Annotated in this window: 12 protein-coding genes and 1 tRNA gene; 8 read left to right on the top strand and 5 right to left on the bottom strand. The window is 72.0% G+C overall.

The window, feature by feature from the left end; all coding sequences use genetic code 11:
• Nucleotides 1–606 (bottom strand): TetR/AcrR family transcriptional regulator, encoded by a 606-nt coding sequence (locus ATL42_RS00745; RefSeq protein ID WP_098456225.1) that lies wholly within the window; start codon nucleotides 604–606, stop codon nucleotides 1–3.
• 198 nt (nucleotides 607–804) lie between these two features.
• On the opposite strand from ATL42_RS00745, the gene ATL42_RS00750 reads away from it, so the two are divergent.
• The 8 genes from ATL42_RS00750 to ATL42_RS00785 all read left to right on the top strand — a co-directional run bounded on the left by ATL42_RS00750 (nucleotide 805) and on the right by ATL42_RS00785 (nucleotide 9,743).
• A tRNA-Gln gene (locus ATL42_RS00750) sits at nucleotides 805–876 on the top strand.
• Between the two features lie 60 nt (nucleotides 877–936).
• Complete coding sequence (glmU, locus tag ATL42_RS00755; protein WP_098453716.1) at nucleotides 937–2,595, top strand: bifunctional UDP-N-acetylglucosamine diphosphorylase/glucosamine-1-phosphate N-acetyltransferase GlmU; 1,659 nt, start codon at nucleotides 937–939, stop codon at nucleotides 2,593–2,595.
• Nucleotides 2,592–3,575 (top strand): ribose-phosphate diphosphokinase, encoded by a 984-nt coding sequence (locus ATL42_RS00760; protein ID WP_098453717.1) that lies wholly within the window; start codon nucleotides 2,592–2,594, stop codon nucleotides 3,573–3,575. Before glmU ends, ATL42_RS00760 begins: the two co-directional genes overlap by 4 nt.
• A gap of 361 nt (nucleotides 3,576–3,936) precedes the next feature.
• On the top strand, nucleotides 3,937–4,563 hold the full coding sequence (locus ATL42_RS00765) for a 50S ribosomal protein L25/general stress protein Ctc (RefSeq protein ID WP_098453718.1): 627 nt from the start codon (nucleotides 3,937–3,939) through the stop codon (nucleotides 4,561–4,563).
• Nucleotides 4,564–4,691: 128 nt separating this feature from the next.
• Nucleotides 4,692–5,291 (top strand): aminoacyl-tRNA hydrolase, encoded by a 600-nt coding sequence (gene pth / locus ATL42_RS00770; RefSeq protein WP_098453719.1) that lies wholly within the window; start codon nucleotides 4,692–4,694, stop codon nucleotides 5,289–5,291.
• 210 nt (nucleotides 5,292–5,501) lie between these two features.
• Nucleotides 5,502–6,704 carry a glycosyltransferase gene (locus ATL42_RS00775; RefSeq protein WP_098453720.1) on the top strand — a complete coding sequence of 401 codons (1,203 nt, stop codon included), beginning with the start codon at nucleotides 5,502–5,504 and terminating at the stop codon, nucleotides 6,702–6,704.
• Entirely contained in the window at nucleotides 6,701–8,440 is a 1,740-nt protein-coding gene (locus ATL42_RS00780; protein ID WP_098453721.1) for a tyrosine-protein kinase domain-containing protein, read from the top strand. Before ATL42_RS00775 ends, ATL42_RS00780 begins: the two co-directional genes overlap by 4 nt.
• A 1-nt stretch (nucleotide 8,441) precedes the next feature.
• A complete protein-coding gene (locus tag ATL42_RS00785) occupies nucleotides 8,442–9,743 on the top strand; it encodes a glycosyltransferase (protein WP_169925301.1) in 1,302 nt (433 codons plus the stop codon).
• Here the strand turns inward: ATL42_RS00785 and ATL42_RS00790 are convergent.
• Genes ATL42_RS00790 through ATL42_RS00805 form a run of 4 tightly spaced genes read right to left on the bottom strand, consistent with a single transcriptional unit; the run spans nucleotide 9,697 to nucleotide 15,303 of the window.
• On the bottom strand, nucleotides 9,697–10,854 hold the full coding sequence (locus ATL42_RS00790; protein ID WP_098453723.1) for a glycosyltransferase: 1,158 nt from the start codon (nucleotides 10,852–10,854) through the stop codon (nucleotides 9,697–9,699). The two genes, ATL42_RS00785 and ATL42_RS00790, sit on opposite strands and share 47 nt — an antisense overlap.
• Nucleotides 10,851–11,936: a glycosyltransferase family 4 protein gene (locus tag ATL42_RS00795; protein ID WP_098453724.1), complete on the bottom strand. Its 1,086-nt coding sequence runs from the start codon at nucleotides 11,934–11,936 to the stop codon at nucleotides 10,851–10,853. The genes ATL42_RS00790 and ATL42_RS00795 overlap by 4 nt, the downstream gene beginning before the upstream one ends.
• Complete coding sequence (locus tag ATL42_RS00800; protein ID WP_143556661.1) at nucleotides 11,933–13,297, bottom strand: O-antigen ligase family protein; 1,365 nt, start codon at nucleotides 13,295–13,297, stop codon at nucleotides 11,933–11,935. The genes ATL42_RS00795 and ATL42_RS00800 overlap by 4 nt, the downstream gene beginning before the upstream one ends.
• Nucleotides 13,294–15,303 (bottom strand): glycosyltransferase, encoded by a 2,010-nt coding sequence (locus tag ATL42_RS00805; RefSeq protein WP_098453726.1) that lies wholly within the window; start codon nucleotides 15,301–15,303, stop codon nucleotides 13,294–13,296. Before ATL42_RS00805 ends, ATL42_RS00800 begins: the two co-directional genes overlap by 4 nt.
• Nucleotides 15,304–15,348 lie beyond the last annotated feature (45 nt).

The following is a 15,348-nucleotide window of genomic DNA, read 5'->3' on the forward strand; positions in this document are numbered from 1 at the left end:
TCAGTCCCGGACCGAGGACCGCAGGGCGGGCTCACGCTCGAGCCCTGCGAGACCGTTCCAGGCGAGGTTCACGAGATGGGCGGCCACCTCGGTCTTGTCGGGGTTGCGCGCGTCGAGCCAGTGCTGACCGGTGAGCGCGACCATCCCGACGAGCATCTGGGCGTAGATGGGGGCGACGCTGGGGTCGAGGTCCCTGCGCTTGAACTGGTCGGCTAGCAGGTGCTCGACCTGCGTCGCGACGTCCCCGATGAGGCTCGAGAAGGTCCCCGTCGCTTGCGCGACGGGTGAGTCGCGGACGAGGATCCTGAAGCCGTCCTCGGACGCCTCGATGTAGGACAGGAGCGCGAGCGCCGTCCGCTCGAGGAGGACCTTGGGGTGTCCTCCGGCGGTGAGCGCGCCGGTCAGAGCGGTGGTGAGCCCTTCGATCTCGCGGTCGACGATGACCGCGTAGATGCCTTCCTTGCCCCCGAAGTGCTCGTAGACGACGGGCTTGGACACGGTCGCGCGAGCCGCGATCTCCTCGACGCTCGTCCCCTCGAAGCCCTTCTCCGCGAAGAGCGCACGGCTCACGTCCAACAGCTGCTCACGGCGTGCTTTGGCTGTCATGCGCGAGCGGGGGATGCGTTTGCTGTCGAGGGCCACGGCTCCATCATGCCGGACGCCATCGCGCGTGAGCGTTTGGTCCACCTGAAAATCCTGGCAGAATGAGGTCCGGACCCACGAGCGTGTCGTGCGGCTTCGTCCCGTGATCGTTCGGTCACCCACCTGACGGAGACGCGTGCCTGCACGGTCGGAGGTGTTCGTTCCGCCTTGGTGTAATCGGCAGCACACGGGTTTTTGGTGCCCTTGGTCCAGGTTCGAGTCCTGGGGGCGGAGCTGGCGTGGCGCACGGCCACACCTGCATGGCAGAGATCTCGAGCAACCGGGAGTCCTTTCGTGACCACCGCTCAACCCGCAGCCGTCATCGTCCTCGCCGCTGGCGAGGGAACACGGATGCGCTCTGCTACACCCAAGGTTCTCCATCCCCTCGCGGGGCGCAGCATGCTCGGTCATGCGGTCGCTGCCGCGCAGGGGCTGGACCCGGCACGTGTGGCTGTCGTCGTCCGTCACGAGCGCGAGGCGGTGGCGAGCCACGCGGTGAGCATCGACCCCTCGATCCTCGTCGTCGACCAGGACGACATCCCTGGCACCGGACGTGCCGTCCAGTGCGCGCTCAGCGTGCTCGACGCGGCGGCGCAGGCGCAGGCCGCGCAGGCCGGCATCCCGGACGGGCACGAGGGACGCGGCGTCGGCGACGGGCTCGACGGCGCGGTCGTCGTCATCGCCGGAGACATCCCGCTGCTCGACTCCGGCACGCTCAGCGAGCTTCTCGCAGCGCACACCGCCGACGGCAACGCGGTCACGGTCCTCACCACCGAGATCGACGACGCGACCGGCTACGGCCGGATCGTGCGCGACCCGTCGACAGGCGAGGTCACCGGTATCGTCGAGCACCGCGACGCGACCGTCGAACAGCTCGAGATCCGTGAGATCAACTCGTCGATCTACGTCTTCGACGCGGCCGTGCTGCGGCACGGGCTCGCGAACCTCAACCGAGACAACTCCCAGGGCGAGGTCTACCTGACCGACGTCCTGGCGATCGCCAGGACCCAGGGCGGCTCCGTGCGCGCGGTGCGCACCGACGACCCCTTCGCCGTCGAGGGCGTCAACGACCGCGCCCAGCTCGCGGTCCTGCGGGCCGAGCTCAACCGTCGGATCCTCGACGACTGGATGCGCGCAGGCGTCACGGTGGTCGACCCGGGCACCACGTGGGTCGACGTCGACGTCGAGATCGAGCGGGACGTCACGATCCTGCCCGGCACCCAGCTCTACGGCACCACGATCGTCCGCGAGGGCGCGACGATCGGCCCCGACACGACCCTGACCGACGTCGAGGTGGGCGTCCACGCCTCTGTCGTGCGCACGCACGCCACGCTCGCGGTCATCGGCGGCGACGCCGTCGTGGGACCGTTCGCCTACCTGCGACCCGGCACCGTCCTCGGCACCGCCGGCAAGATCGGCACCTTCGTCGAGACGAAGAACGCCGTCATCGGTGACGGCTCGAAGATCCCGCACCTGTCCTACGTGGGCGACGCGACGATCGGGGAGCACACGAACATCGGTGCAGCCAGCGTGTTCGTCAACTACGACGGCGTCGCCAAGCACCACTCGACCGTCGGGTCCTTCAGCAGGACCGGCGCCGACAACCTCTTCGTCGCCCCCGTGCACATCGGCGACGGTGTCTACACCGCTGCCGGCTCGGTCATCCGCAACGACGTTCCCTCCGGCGCGCTCGCCGTCTCGGCAGGCACCCAGCGCAACATCGAGGGCTGGGTCGAGCGTCGTCGCCCAGGGACGGACGCCGCGCACGCAGCCGAGCGGGTCCGTCTCGAGTCAGACCGCGACACCTCGATGCTCGGCGCACAGGCCCGCGCCGAGCGAGCCCAGGCCGACCAGGCGAGCCTGCCTGTCCCGAGCCCGCCGACCGCTTCCCCCGACCAGGCTGCGCCGCGGCCCGGGACCTCCGGCACCACAGAAGGACACCGCGACCGATGACAGGAATCATCTCCCCGGACAGCGAGAAGCGACTCGTGTTCGCCTCCGGGCGCGCCCACCCCGAGCTCGCGAAGGACGTCGCACGAGAGCTCGGAACGGAGATCATCCCGACCAGCGCGTACGACTTCGCGAACGGCGAGATCTACGTCCGGTTCGGAGAGAGCGTGCGAGGTGCTGACGTCTTCGTCCTGCAGTCCCACACCTCGCCGATCAACCAGTGGATCATGGAGCAGCTCATCATGTGCGACGCGCTCAAGCGCGCCTCCGCAAAGACGATCACCGTGGTCCAGCCGTTCTACGGCTACGGTCGCCAGGACAAGAAGCACCGTGGGCGCGAGCCGATCTCGGCCCGCCTCATGGCCGACCTCTTCAAGACGGCGGGCGCGGACCGCATGATGAGCGTCGACCTGCACACGTCGCAGGCGCAGGGATTCTTCGACGGGCCGGTGGACCACCTCTGGGCGATGCCGCTCCTCACGGACTATGTCCGCACCCGGGTGAACGTCGCGGACGTTACGGTCGTGTCGCCAGACGCTGGCCGCATCCGTGTCGCCGAGCAGTGGGCGACCCGTCTCGGGGATGCGCCGCTCGCCTTCATCCACAAGACCCGCGACATCCACCAGCCGAACATGTCCGCAGCGAACCGCGTCGTCGGTGACGTCGAGGGGCGCAGCTGCGTGCTCGTCGACGACCTCATCGACACCGGTGGCACCATCGCCGCCGCCGTCCGGGTGCTGCTCGACGCGGGAGCCAAGGACGTCATCGTCGCTGCGACCCACGGGGTGCTCTCCGACCCCGCGCCTCAGCGGCTGCAGGAGTGCGGGGCGCGCGAGGTCGTCGTCACGGACACGCTGCCGATCGCGTCGGACAAGCAGTTCTCGAAGCTCACCGTGCTGTCGATCGCGCCGCTGCTCGCCCGTGCGATCCGCGAGGTCTTCGACGACGGCTCCGTGACGTCGCTCTTCGACGGCAACGCCTGACCGCAGGTCGACCAGCACGATCCTCTGCAGGCCCGTGGGCGTCCGTCGCCCCGGGCCTGCAGGTTCGACGCCACGGTGAGCGACAGGTATATTGGTCGGGTTGCCTCGGCGAGGGACGTCTGACGGGCCGTACGAACGGCCGCGACACGACCAGGGATGGTCCGTGAGACCAGCGATGGTCCAGATGATCGCAGATTTCCGTAATCGACTGGGCGGTCGCTGCTGCGCGTCCGTCACATGTCCCGCGCCGATGCAACCGCCCGTCATCCGTAGAGGTCGATCCCCAGTGTTGCCCGGCCGCTGCATGTGACAGCCGACTGCTCCCGTTCGTCGGCCCACACCACTTCCCCTGGAGTTCTACGTGTCTGAGATCAAGCTCGTCGCTGAGGCCCGCACCGAGTTCGGCAAGGGCGCTGCCCGCCGCACCCGTCGCAACAACCAGATCCCCGCAGTCCTCTACGGGCACGGCACCGCGCCCGTGCACGTCGCGCTGCCGGGCCACCAGACGATGCTCGCCCTCAAGCAGGCGAACGCCCTCTTCGAGATCGACCTCGACGGCGCCCTCGAGCTCGCGATCATCAAGGACGTCCAGCGCGACCCGGTCAAGGCCGTCATCGAGCACATCGACCTCCTCATCGTCAAGCGTGGCGAGAAGGTCGAGGTCGAGGTCGCCGTGCACATCGTCGGCGACGCCGCTCCTGGAACGATCCACATCCTCGAGTCGCAGTCCGTCGTCATCGAGGCGCTCGCGACCAACCTGCCGCGCTTCGTCGAGGCGTCCATCGAGGGCCTCGGCGCCGGTGCGACCGTCTACGCGCGTGACATCACGCTCCCCGAGGGCGCAACGCTCATTACGGACCCGAACGCCTACATCGTTCTCATCTCCGTGCCGCAGGACAACTCGGCCGACGACGCCGCTGCCGCCGAGGTCGCTGCCGGGCAGGCCGCCGCGTCCGCCGCAGCAGCCGAGACCGGTACGTCGCTCTAGTCGACAACGCTGCCGGGTGCGACCAGCGCCCGGCAGCTCGACCACCCCACCGTGGTCGAGCAACGCCCGGTACCGTTCGGTACCGGGCGTTTCGCCGTCCCGCACACGTTCACGAGGAGCACCCGACCATGACCGACCACCTGTGGCTCGTCGTCGGGCTCGGCAACCCCGGACCGCAGTACGCAGGGAACCGGCACAACGTCGGGCACATGGTCCTCGACCTGCTCGCTGCCCGTCACCGGGCGACGTTCACGGCACACCGGTCCCGGGCAGCGGTCGCCGAGGCGCGGCTCGGTGTCCTCCCGGGCGGGGCCCCCGGCCCCCGGGTGGTGCTCGCGAAGCCGTCGACCTACATGAACACGTCGGGCGGACCGGTCGCCGGGCTCGCCCAGTACTTCGACGTCGCACCGGAGCACGTGCTCGTGGTCCACGACGAGGTCGACATCCCGTTCGGTGACGTCCGGTGCAAGAGCGGTGGGGGAGAAGGCGGGCACAACGGGCTCCGCGACATCACCAAGGCGCTCGGCACCCGTGACTACGTGCGCGTCCGGACAGGTGTGGGCAGGCCGCCGGGGCGCATGGACACGGCGGACTACGTGCTCAAGGACTTCGGGACGGTCGAGCGCAAGGAGCTCCCGTTCCTCCTCGACGACGCTGCCGACGCGGTCGAGATGATCCTTACCGAGGGGCTCCTCGCAGCACAGGGAAAGTTCCACACGAAGTCGTGACGGCGTGACCCTCCGGGCGTCCCCTGGAGCGAGTCACCCGGAAGATCACCCCGACGCCCCTTGCTGCTCACCCCTCCCGCCTGCGGCTGCCGCAGATTCATCCCTGCGGTCGCCCCGATGCGGGCCCCTCCACCCGTGACACGGTCGCCACGTGTGGCTTGACTGGTGCAGGTGCGGCGAGCGTCGTCGCACCGGCGACGGGGTGGGGACATGACAGCACGCGTGGCGCTCGCACACGACTACGCGACCCAGCGCGGGGGCGCCGAACGGGTCGCGCTCCTGCTGGCCGACGCCTTTCCTGGTTCTCCCCTCTACACGACGCTGTACGACGCCGCGGGAACGTTCCCGGAGATGGCCGACCTCGATGTCCGCACCACCTCCCTCAACAGGTTCGGTCCGCTGCGCCGCCACCACCGCTATGCCCTGCCGTTCCTCGCCCGCGCGGTGTCGCGGCAGGTCATCGACGCGGACGTGGTGCTCGCCAGCTCGACCGGGTGGGCGCACGGGTTCCCCACCTCGGGGAGCAAGGTCGTCTACTGCCACGCCCCCGCGCGCTGGCTCTACCAGCGCGACCGGTACCTCGGTGCTGGGCGGCGCGGGGAGTCTGTCGCCCAGCGGGCCTCGCGGTGGGTGGCGACCGGGATGCTCGGGGTCGCGTCGGGCCCGTTGCGCCGTTGGGACGAGCAGGCCGCACGCACCGCAGACGTCTACCTCGCCAACTCCACGGTCACGCAGAGGGCGGTCCAGGTCGCCTACGGGATCGACGCCGAGGTCGTCGCGCCGCCGCCGGCGCTCCTGCCGACCGGGGACGAGTCGCGTCCTGAGATCCTCGACCGGAGCGCCACCGGACGGTCCGTCCAGGGCGACGACTTCCTCCTGTGCGTGGCACGGCTCCTGCCCTACAAGAACGTCGACGCCGTCGTCGCGGCGGCCGCGAGACGTCCCGACCTCGTGGTCCTCGTCGTCGGCTCGGGCCCGGACCGTGCACGTCTCGACGGCCTCGTCGCGTCGGGCGGGCACCGGAACGTGCTGCTCCTCGGCAGGGTCAGCGACGCCGAGCTGCGATGGCTCTATCGGTCGTGCATCGCGCTCGTGGCGGCGTCTTACGAGGACTACGGTCTCTCGCCCCTCGAGGCTGCGGCCTTCGGCCGCCCGTCTGTGGTGCTCCGCGACGGTGGCTACCTCGACACGGTGGCCGAGGGCACCACCGGGACGTTCTTCGACAGGCCTGGACCCGACGAGATCGCTGCCGCGGTGGGGGAGACGCTCGAGGCGACCTGGGCGGCGGACGTGCTCCAGCGTCACGCTCGGACGTTCTCGGCCGCGGCCTTCACGTCTCGGCTGCGGTCCGTCGTCGACGGCGAGCTGGACCGTCACGACATGCACGTCACAGCAGGAAGGAGCCTCGCATGACGCTCACAGAGCTCGTCCGGACCTTGTGGGTGGGGAGATGGTTCGTCGCCGCGGCCGTCTTCCTCGGACTGTGTGCGGGAGGGGCGTACCTCGCGACGCGCGAGGTGCCGTTCCACAGCGTCGCGACCGTCCAGTTCCGCATCGACACCCCGGCTGCGGCGACCGTCAGCCCGCCGGTCGTCACGATCGACCCGGTCGATGTCACGTCCGCGAAGGTCGCGGAGAGGGCAGCCGAGATCCTGGGCGACGGGTCGCAGCCGCTGGACCTCACGGCGTCCGTCGACGCGTCGCACGACCCGGTCACGGCCCGCGTGACGATCGGTGCGCAGGCGCTCTCTGACGAGCGCTCGGCGGACGTGGCGAACGCGTTCGCCGACGCCTACGTCGAGTACGTCGACGCACGGTGGGAGGCCGAGCTGACGACGCTGGAAGCGAACATGGAGAGCACGCGGACCAGGGCGCTCGACCTCCAGGCGGAGATGCTCGCGAGCCCCGCCGACCCCATCGTGGCTGCAGACCTCGACGCGGTCCTGTCGTCGTACGGAGCTCTTGCGGCCCAGCAGAACATCGCGGCAGGCCTGGGGTCGCCGGCGGCTCTCGCGCAGGCGGCGGGCGGCGGGACCCCCATCGGCATGGGCGCAGCCTCGGTCCTCCTGCTCGCGCTCCTCGCAGGCGTCTTTCTCGGCTGCGGCCTCGCGCTGCTGCGGCGCGCTCTCGACTCGACGATCTCGACGGCCAAGCTCGCGCGGGCGACCGCCGGGGCACCCGTCCTCGCCGAGCTGGCCGACGTGCGCCGGTCCGCGCAAACAGCGGCCCTCGCGGGGCTCCTGCCTGTCGACGGCAGGTCGGCGACCCCGTTCACCGAGTCGATCCGTGAGCTGCGCACGTCGATCCAGGCCGCCAAGGAGGGGGCAGCGCTGACGATCGTCGTCAGCGCGACGGAGCCGGACGCGCCACGGAGCTTCATCGTCGCGAACCTCGCGGCATCCTGGGCGCTGTCCGGGCGGGACACGATCGTCATGTCCGGCGACCTGCGGCGCAGCGACCTCGAAGACCTGCTCCCGGCGCCCGACGGCTGGGAACCGACAAGGACGCCCGGGTGGGGGCAGGGGGACCTCGAGCCTGTGCACCTGCACCGCGAGGACGGCCCTGTGCTCGGCACGCTCCGGCCCACCGCCGTCAACGGGCTGCGCTACCTGCCGGCGCCGACGACGAGCCTCGACCCGGCCGACTACCTCGCCAGCGCTGCGGCCCGGCGCATGATCGACCAGGTACGGGCAGCAGGTCAGGTGGTCATCATCGACGCACCGCCCGTGCTCGCGGCCGCGGACGCCATCATCCTCGGTGGGTACACCGACGGGGTCGTCCTCGTCGCGACCGTCGGGCACACCGACCGCAGCGTCCTGGAGGACGCCGCGTCGCGCCTCGCGGGAGCGAACGTCACGCTCATCGGGGTCGCGCTCCACGGGCGGACGGCCGACAAGCGGATGACCTACACCTCGACGTACGCGCCGGAGCAGCCCGACGCGGTGGCCTCCGAGACGGTGCCGGACGTCCCGGTGCCGTCCGACGCGGTGCCCGACCTCGCGGTGCCCGACCTCGCGGTGCCGTCCGACGCGGTGCCCGACGTCATCGTGCCGGCCCGCCCACCTCGCCGCCTCGACCGTGGTCGTCATGGTGGGCAGGTTCGAGAGGCCGAGCCGGCTGCCCGGTCCGGTTCGCGCGCGGCTGGTTGACGTGCCGCGCGTCCTCGTCGTCGGGCACACCGCCGCACCCGGGGGCGCCGAGCTTGCGCTCGTGCGGCTGTGCGGTGCGCTCGACCCGAGCCTCGCCTCGGTGGCCGTGCTGCTGTTCGAGGACGGGCCGCTGAGAGCGCGCCTCGAGACAGACGGTCACGAGGTGGCGGTCCTTCCGCTGCGCGCGGACGTCCGGACTGCTCATCGCGACGCGTCGCTGCGGTCGTGGTCCGCGCTGCGGGGCGCGCTCGTCGCTGCGGTCGAGGTCGTGCGGTTCACAGCACGGCTGACCCACGCGGTCCGCGCACAGGCACCGGACGTCCTCCACGCGACCACCCTCAAGGCCGACCTCCTGTGCATGGTCCCGGCGCTGCTCGCGCGGGTGCCTCTCGTCTGGCACGTCCACGACCGCATCGCCGCCGACTACATGCCGGCTCCGGTCGCCGCGCTCCTGCGGGCTCTCGCCCGGGTGGTGCCGAGGCACGTCGTCGTGAACTCCATGGCGACCGCCGGGACCCTCCGCCCGCCGAGAGGCCGGTGGACGCTCGCCTACCCCGGCCTGCTGCCCACGCAGGTACGTCCGTGGCCGGAGCGGACCGAGCCTCGGTCGCCGGTCGTCGGGATCGTCGGGCGGGTCGGTGCGACCAAAGGGCAGCGGGAGCTCGTCCAGGCCGCCGCGCTCGTCGTGGCTCACCATCCGCAGGTGACGTTCCGCATCATCGGCGGGGCGCTGTTCGGCGAGGAGGGCTACGAGGCGGAGGTGAGGTCGCTCGTGGGGTCGCTCGGCCTGCGCGGGAGCGTCCGGCTCACCGGGCACGTCGACGACCCCGTCGGCGAGCTCGACGGGCTGAGCGTGTGCGTCCACGCGTCACCCGTCGCCGAGCCGTTCGGTCAGGTGGTCGTCGAGGCGATGGCGCGCGGCGTCCCCGTGGTCGCCACCTGCGCGGGTGGCGTGCCCGAGATCCTCCTCGCGGACGGTGGCCGCGGCGCGGCCGGTGCGCGTCCCGCACGATCCGGGACAGGACCGCGCCGCACGCCGTTCGGCGTGCTCGTCCCGCCGGGGGACGTCGCGGCGCTCGCCGCGGCGGTGCTCGACGTCCTCGACGACCCGGTGGGCGCACGCGAGCGTGCCCGGGCCGCGTGGCTCCGTGTGCAGGAGCAGTTCATGATCGACCGCACCTGCGCGGCGGTGCTCGGTGCCTGGTCCGCGGTGCTCTCCAGCGGGCCGTCGGGCGGTCTGCGCGGCCAGCGCGTCGTCAGGTCGTCGCGCGGAGGCCGACGAGGACGTCCTGCATCTCGGTGACCCGCTCCGCCCACGTCGGGATCGTCGCGGTCTGCGGCAGCGGTCCGGGCGGCAGGGGCGGCCCGACGAGCACGCTCGTCACCCCGTCGACGAACGCCCGGCTGTCGAGGACGTGCACCGCCGGGTGGTGGAGGTCGCGGAACCCGGCGACAGGGGTGGAGACGACGGGTCGAGCGACGGCTTGGTACTCGTAGAGCTTGATGGGGTCGAGGGAGTCGGTGAACGGGTCGACCACGTGGGGGACGACGAGGACGTCGGCGTGCTGGAGGTATGCGGGCACGGTGGCGTAGGGGCGCGGTCCGAGGACCTGGACCCCTGCGTCGTGCAGGAGCGTCCGGTCCTGCTCGGAGACGAGCGCCGGCCCGACGAGCACGAGCGTGCCGAGGCCGGTGGTACGGAGCTCGTCGCCGAGGCGGACGCAGAGCCCCACGTCGACCCGGTCGGGGTGGACGGTGCCGGCGTAGAGGGCGACGCGGCCGGGCGGGAGGTCGCGCGGGCGAGCGCGCGGTCGCCGGAAGGCGTCGAGGTCGACGGCGTTGGGCACGAGGCGGACGGGGCGGATCGCGCCCTTCGTGCGAGCGAGCGCTGCGGAGCACACGACGACCGTGCGGCACGTCGCCATGAGGAAGTCCTCGTCGTCGCGCAGCCGTGCGAGCTGGGCAGGGGAGCGGTGTGCCGCGAGCCAGTCGTCCGTGATGTCGTAGAGGCTCGGCCACGAGGAGACCCGGGCGAGGGTCGCGCCCGCCGGGTCGTTGACCCACAGCACCGGTGCGTGCAGGTGCAGGCGCCGGGCGACCTGCAGGACGGTGTGCGCCATCCGCGTGTCGGCGCTCGTGCCCACGAACGCGTCGGCGCGCCGTGGCAGCCACTTGGTCGGCTGATAGGTCCACAACCGGCCGGCGGGCACGCCGTCGGCACGTCCGCGGGCGACGAGGCCTGCGCCGCGCCGCGGACGTCGACGGCCGGCGAGGGCGTGGAGCGGGTCGGCCGGCGGCTCGACGACGAGCACGCGCAGGTCCGGGTCGGCACCGAGCAGCCCCGCGAGCAGGATCTGGTTGCGTCGCCACACGTCGTCCCAGCGCTCGAGCGACACCACGACGAGATCGGTCATGTCAGGGTGGTCCTTCCCAGGGTGGCGGCGCAGCGCGCCCGGTCGTCGAGCACCGCGCGGTAGACGGCGAGGGTGCCGGCGACCTGTGCGTCCAGGGTGAAGTGCTCTCGTTGGACCGCGCGGAGCGCGAGGCCGTGCTCGCGTGCGGCCTCGGGGTCGTCGGCGACGGCGCACAGCCGGCGTGCGGCGTCGTCCGGGTCGCCGGGCGTGAAGAGGTGCGGTGCGTCGGCGCGGCCGACCGTCTCGAGGTGCCCGCCGGCCGCTGCCGCGACCACGCACAGCCCTCCGGACATCGCTTCGAGGACGGAGAGCCCGAGCCCGTCGACGGCGCACGGTGCGAGGAGCACGGACGCCTGGTCCATGAGGTCCGGGCAGTCCGAGCGTCCGCCGAGGAACCGGGTGCTGGCCCAGGTGCCGAGGTCTCCGGCGAGCGCCTCGAGGTGCGGGCGCTGGGAGCCGTCCCCGGCGATCTCCATCGTCCATCCGTGCGCCGCGAGCCCGCTGGCGGCGAACGCTCGCACCGCCACGTCCGTGGACTTCTCCGGCTCGAGACGCTGGACGACGAGGACGATGCGTCGTCGGGGACCGGTCGTTGCGTCGCGCACAGGGACGCCCGGGTAGACGACCGTCGACCAGCCGTCGATGCGGTCGGCCACGTAGTCGCTGATCGCCACCTGCGCGTCGATCCTGGCGGCGACGACGTTCCCGACCCGTCGCGCGAGGGGGCTCGACCCGCGGCGTCGGGCGAAGTGCCGGGTGGCGACGAGGGGGACGTCGCGCAGCGTCGGGACGAGCGTCGCCGCGGTCTCTGCTGCGGTCATGTGCGCGTGCACCACGTCGGGGCGGCTCCCGGACCTGGACACGCGGTATGCCGCGAGGGCCGCAGCGGGCACCGTCGATGCCGGGGCGACAGGGACGCTGTGCCCGGCGAGCGCGGTGCGCATCGAGGTCAGGTCGCCGCCGACCACCCTGACCCGGTGGCCGGCACGTGCCTGGGCCGCAGCGAGGTTGGCGACGTGGCGCTCCACGCCGGCGAAGGCGTCGGAGCGGATCACGTGCAGGATCCGTAGGGCGTCGTTCACCGGTGCGCCTCCTGGGTGGTCGTCGGGGCGCCTGCGGTCGCGAGCGCGTCAGCGAGCGGGTCGCCGTGCTCCTCGGCGCGGGCCAGCGCACCGACACAGATCCCGGCGACGACGAACGGCATCGGCACCTGGGCCGCGACCCAGAAGAAGTCGAGCTGGCCCTGGACGAACCGGCCGAGGACGACGCAGAAGGCCAGGGTGCCGTAGGCCGGGTTCGCCCTCCAGAGCACCACGAGGACGCCGACGAACAGGACGAGGAACCCGACGAGGCCGACGGCTCCGGCCGAGGTGAGGACCTCGAGCTCGGCGTTCGGCGGCTGGAACCCGTAGGAGGTGCGTCCGGTCGTCCACCATCGCAGGCCCGCACCGAAGAACGGCTGGTCCTGCCACAGGCGCAGGGAGTCGGCGTACCACGCGAGCCGCTGGTTGGCCGAGTTGAACTCGTTGCCGTCGGTGAGCTGGGCGCTCGTCGTCGACCACACGAGGGCGAGCGCGGAGACGATGGCGACGAGGATGACGGGTGACCGGCGGCGGCGTCCGGGCTCGTGACGCAGCACGACGACGACCGTGACGATCGCGAGCCCGAGGATCGCCTGGCGAGACTGCGAGGCGAGCAGACCTGCGGAGAAGAGGCAGAACGCGGGGACGGTCCACGTCGTCGACCAGCCCAGCCACGTGGGCCGTTGGTAGACGATGAGGGCCGCGGTCGCGAGGACGCCTCCGAGGAGGTTCTTGTGCATGTCGAGCGGCCACTCGAGGTAGACGGGCGACCACGTGCCGGTCGCGGCGAGGTCGACCACCGCTTGTGTGATCGCTGCTGCGGCGCAGACGGCCGCCGCCCAGAGGAAGAGACCGAGCGCGACGTTCCCGCGCCCTGCCCGGCCGATGGACCATCCGACGAGGAGCGCGCCCCCGACCTGGAGCCACGCGTGGAACCACTCGACGGCGTTGGCCGTGTACGGGTTGACCAGCACGGTGAAGAGCGTGCTCGCCTGGTAGAACGCCGAGAACCACACGAGGGAGCGCATCTCGCGGCTCAGCGGGTGGGTGCGCAGGAGGAGCGCTGCCCAGAACGCGACGAAGAGCACGAGGTCGGACACCGAGAGGTCCACCCCGCCCTCGCCGTCTGCTCCGCCGCCACCGACCCGTGCCACGACGATGATCGTGGGGAGCGCGAGCACCGGCAGGGTGGCGGGCTCGGTCGCGGTGAGCGCGAGCACGACGACGAGCGCCGCCGCCGCGACCCCGAGCATCGGGTCCACGACGACGACGACGCTCACGACGACGGTAGCGAGGACCGCGCACACGACGAACGGGACGAGGTGCGCCGGGACCGCCCGGAGCAGCCGGTCCGCGCTCACGGGCGGGCCAGGAGCGTGCGCTGCACGCGAGCCGGGCCGCGCGCGTAGAGCACGAAGCGTCGTGTCGCGTCCGCTCGGCGCTCCCCGCGCAGGAGCACCATGCGCAGCGCGGTGCCGGCGAGGACGCCCAACCGGTTGACAGCCCATCCGGACGCGCCGAAGTGCTTGCGGAAGTAGAGCTCCTGCGACGCGTGGAAGTGCGTCTCGCGCAGGCGGGAGTCCGAGCTCGTCGCTCCGCCGAGATGCACGGCTCGCGCGCCCGGCACGACCCCGTGGCGCCACCCGGCGTGCCGTGCCCGACGCGCCCAGTCCGTCTCCTCGGCGTAGAGGAAGAACCGTTCGTCGAGCCCACCGACGTCGGCCAGCGCCGCTCCCCGGACGAGGAGGACCGACCCGATGACGAAGTCGTCCTGAGCGGTGAGCGACCCGAGCCCGAGGTTGATCAGCCATGTTCGCAGCGGGGTCGGGAACGGCCACGCGACCCGGGCCGCGTGCCCGTCCGCGTCGACCTGCGCCGGCCCCACCGATGCGAGGCCCGGGTCCGCGTGCAAGGCCTCCCGCAGCAGGTCGACGTCCTGCGGCTCGACCACCGCGTCCGGGTTGAGCAGCAGCACGTCGACGTCCGGGGTGAGGCACTCCTGCAGGCCGTGGTTGGCGCCGGCCGCGAACCCGCTGTTGAGCCCAGGGTCGAGGTAGCGCACACCGTGACGCTCGCACAGCGCCCGGACGAGCGGGCTGGACGAGTTGTCCACGACGATGACCCGGTAGGTGTGGCTCAACGGCGCGAGCGCGCGGTCGAGGAGCTCGACCGACCCGTAGGCGACGACGACGATCTCGAGGTCGCTCGTGGTCGGGGTGAGCTCGTCGGGCCGGGGCCGGTGCGGGGCGTCGACCGGGGTGCTCGCGGTCGCCACCTCGCGGTACACCCGCAGGTACTGCGCCCCGATGTTCTCCCACGTGTAGTCCGCCGAGCGAGCGAGGCCCGCAACGACGAGCTCCTCCCGCAGGCCGGGGTGGGTGCCCACCGTGACGAGAGCGTCCCGGAGCGCCTCCACGTCACCGGCAGGGACGAGCAGGCCGGCGTCCTGGAGCACGTCGGGCAGCGCGCCGCTGTCGCTCGCGACGACCGGGACCCCGCTCGCCATCGCCTCGACCGCGACCCGCCCGAACTGCTCCACCCATCCGGGCTGGGGCAGGGACGGCACCGCGAGCACGTCGAGCGAACGGACGTGCTCGGCCAGGCGCTCTCCGGAGAGGTGACCGACGAGCTCGACCCGGCCCGCGAGGTCTGGTCGGGCCACGCGCTCGCGGATCGTGGCCTCGAGCGGTCCGCCACCGGCGATGCTCACGTGCAGGCGGACGTCCCGGGCGGCAGCCCGGACGAGGACGTGGACACCCTTGTGGACCTCGAGCCGTCCGACGAACCCCACGCGGATCGGGCCGCCCGGGTGGCGCACCGCCCGGGTGCCCGCCGGTGCCGGGTGGAACGTCGCAGTGTCCACACCGAGCCCGATCGTCCAGGCGGGTGCGCGCAGGCCCTTGCCGCGCAGCACCCGACCCGCCTCGTCGTTGCACACGGAGACAGCCGACGCGCCGCGGAGCGTCAGCCGCTCGATCCATCGAAACGGCAGGGGGTGGGTCTTGGTGATGTTCTGTGCCGAGTAGAGCAGGTACGGCGCACGGACCGGGCGCAGGGCCCGGAGCAGCAAGATCTCGGCTGCCGCGAGCGAGTACGGCTCCTCGTGGATGTCGAGGACGGTGTGGGGGCGCCCGAGCTCGCGCCACAGTGCGACGGGGTCGTAGAGGAACGTGATGGGGTGCGACCCGAAGGTCCGTATGCCTACGACGTCCTCGCCGGCACCTGGGACGAGCCAGACGGCTGAGCCGCCCTCGTCCCAGACGGTCGCGGACACGGACCGGACGGGGTGCCCGGCTGCCCGGACGTGCCGTTCGCGCTCACGCCACGCGTCGACCACGGCGCTGTGGGAAATTCTCAGAACCCGCACGGTCTGGCCCTCCTCGTTGGATCGACGACCGTCGTCTCACCCATC

Source organism: Sanguibacter antarcticus (assembly GCF_002564005.1).
GTDB classification, from domain to species: Bacteria; Actinomycetota; Actinomycetes; order Actinomycetales; family Cellulomonadaceae; genus Sanguibacter; species Sanguibacter antarcticus.

Coding starts and splice junctions, on each gene's coding strand:
- ATL42_RS00775 (WP_098453720.1), top strand. CDS start 5,502: ATGACAGCACGCGTGGCGCTCGCACACGACTACGCGACCCAGCGCGGG.
- ATL42_RS00745 (WP_098456225.1), bottom strand. CDS start 606: ATGACAGCCAAAGCACGCCGTGAGCAGCTGTTGGACGTGAGCCGTGCG.
- ATL42_RS00760 (WP_098453717.1), top strand. CDS start 2,592: ATGACAGGAATCATCTCCCCGGACAGCGAGAAGCGACTCGTGTTCGCC.
- pth (WP_098453719.1), top strand. CDS start 4,692: ATGACCGACCACCTGTGGCTCGTCGTCGGGCTCGGCAACCCCGGACCG.
- ATL42_RS00790 (WP_098453723.1), bottom strand. CDS start 10,854: ATGACCGATCTCGTCGTGGTGTCGCTCGAGCGCTGGGACGACGTGTGG.
- ATL42_RS00780 (WP_098453721.1), top strand. CDS start 6,701: ATGACGCTCACAGAGCTCGTCCGGACCTTGTGGGTGGGGAGATGGTTC.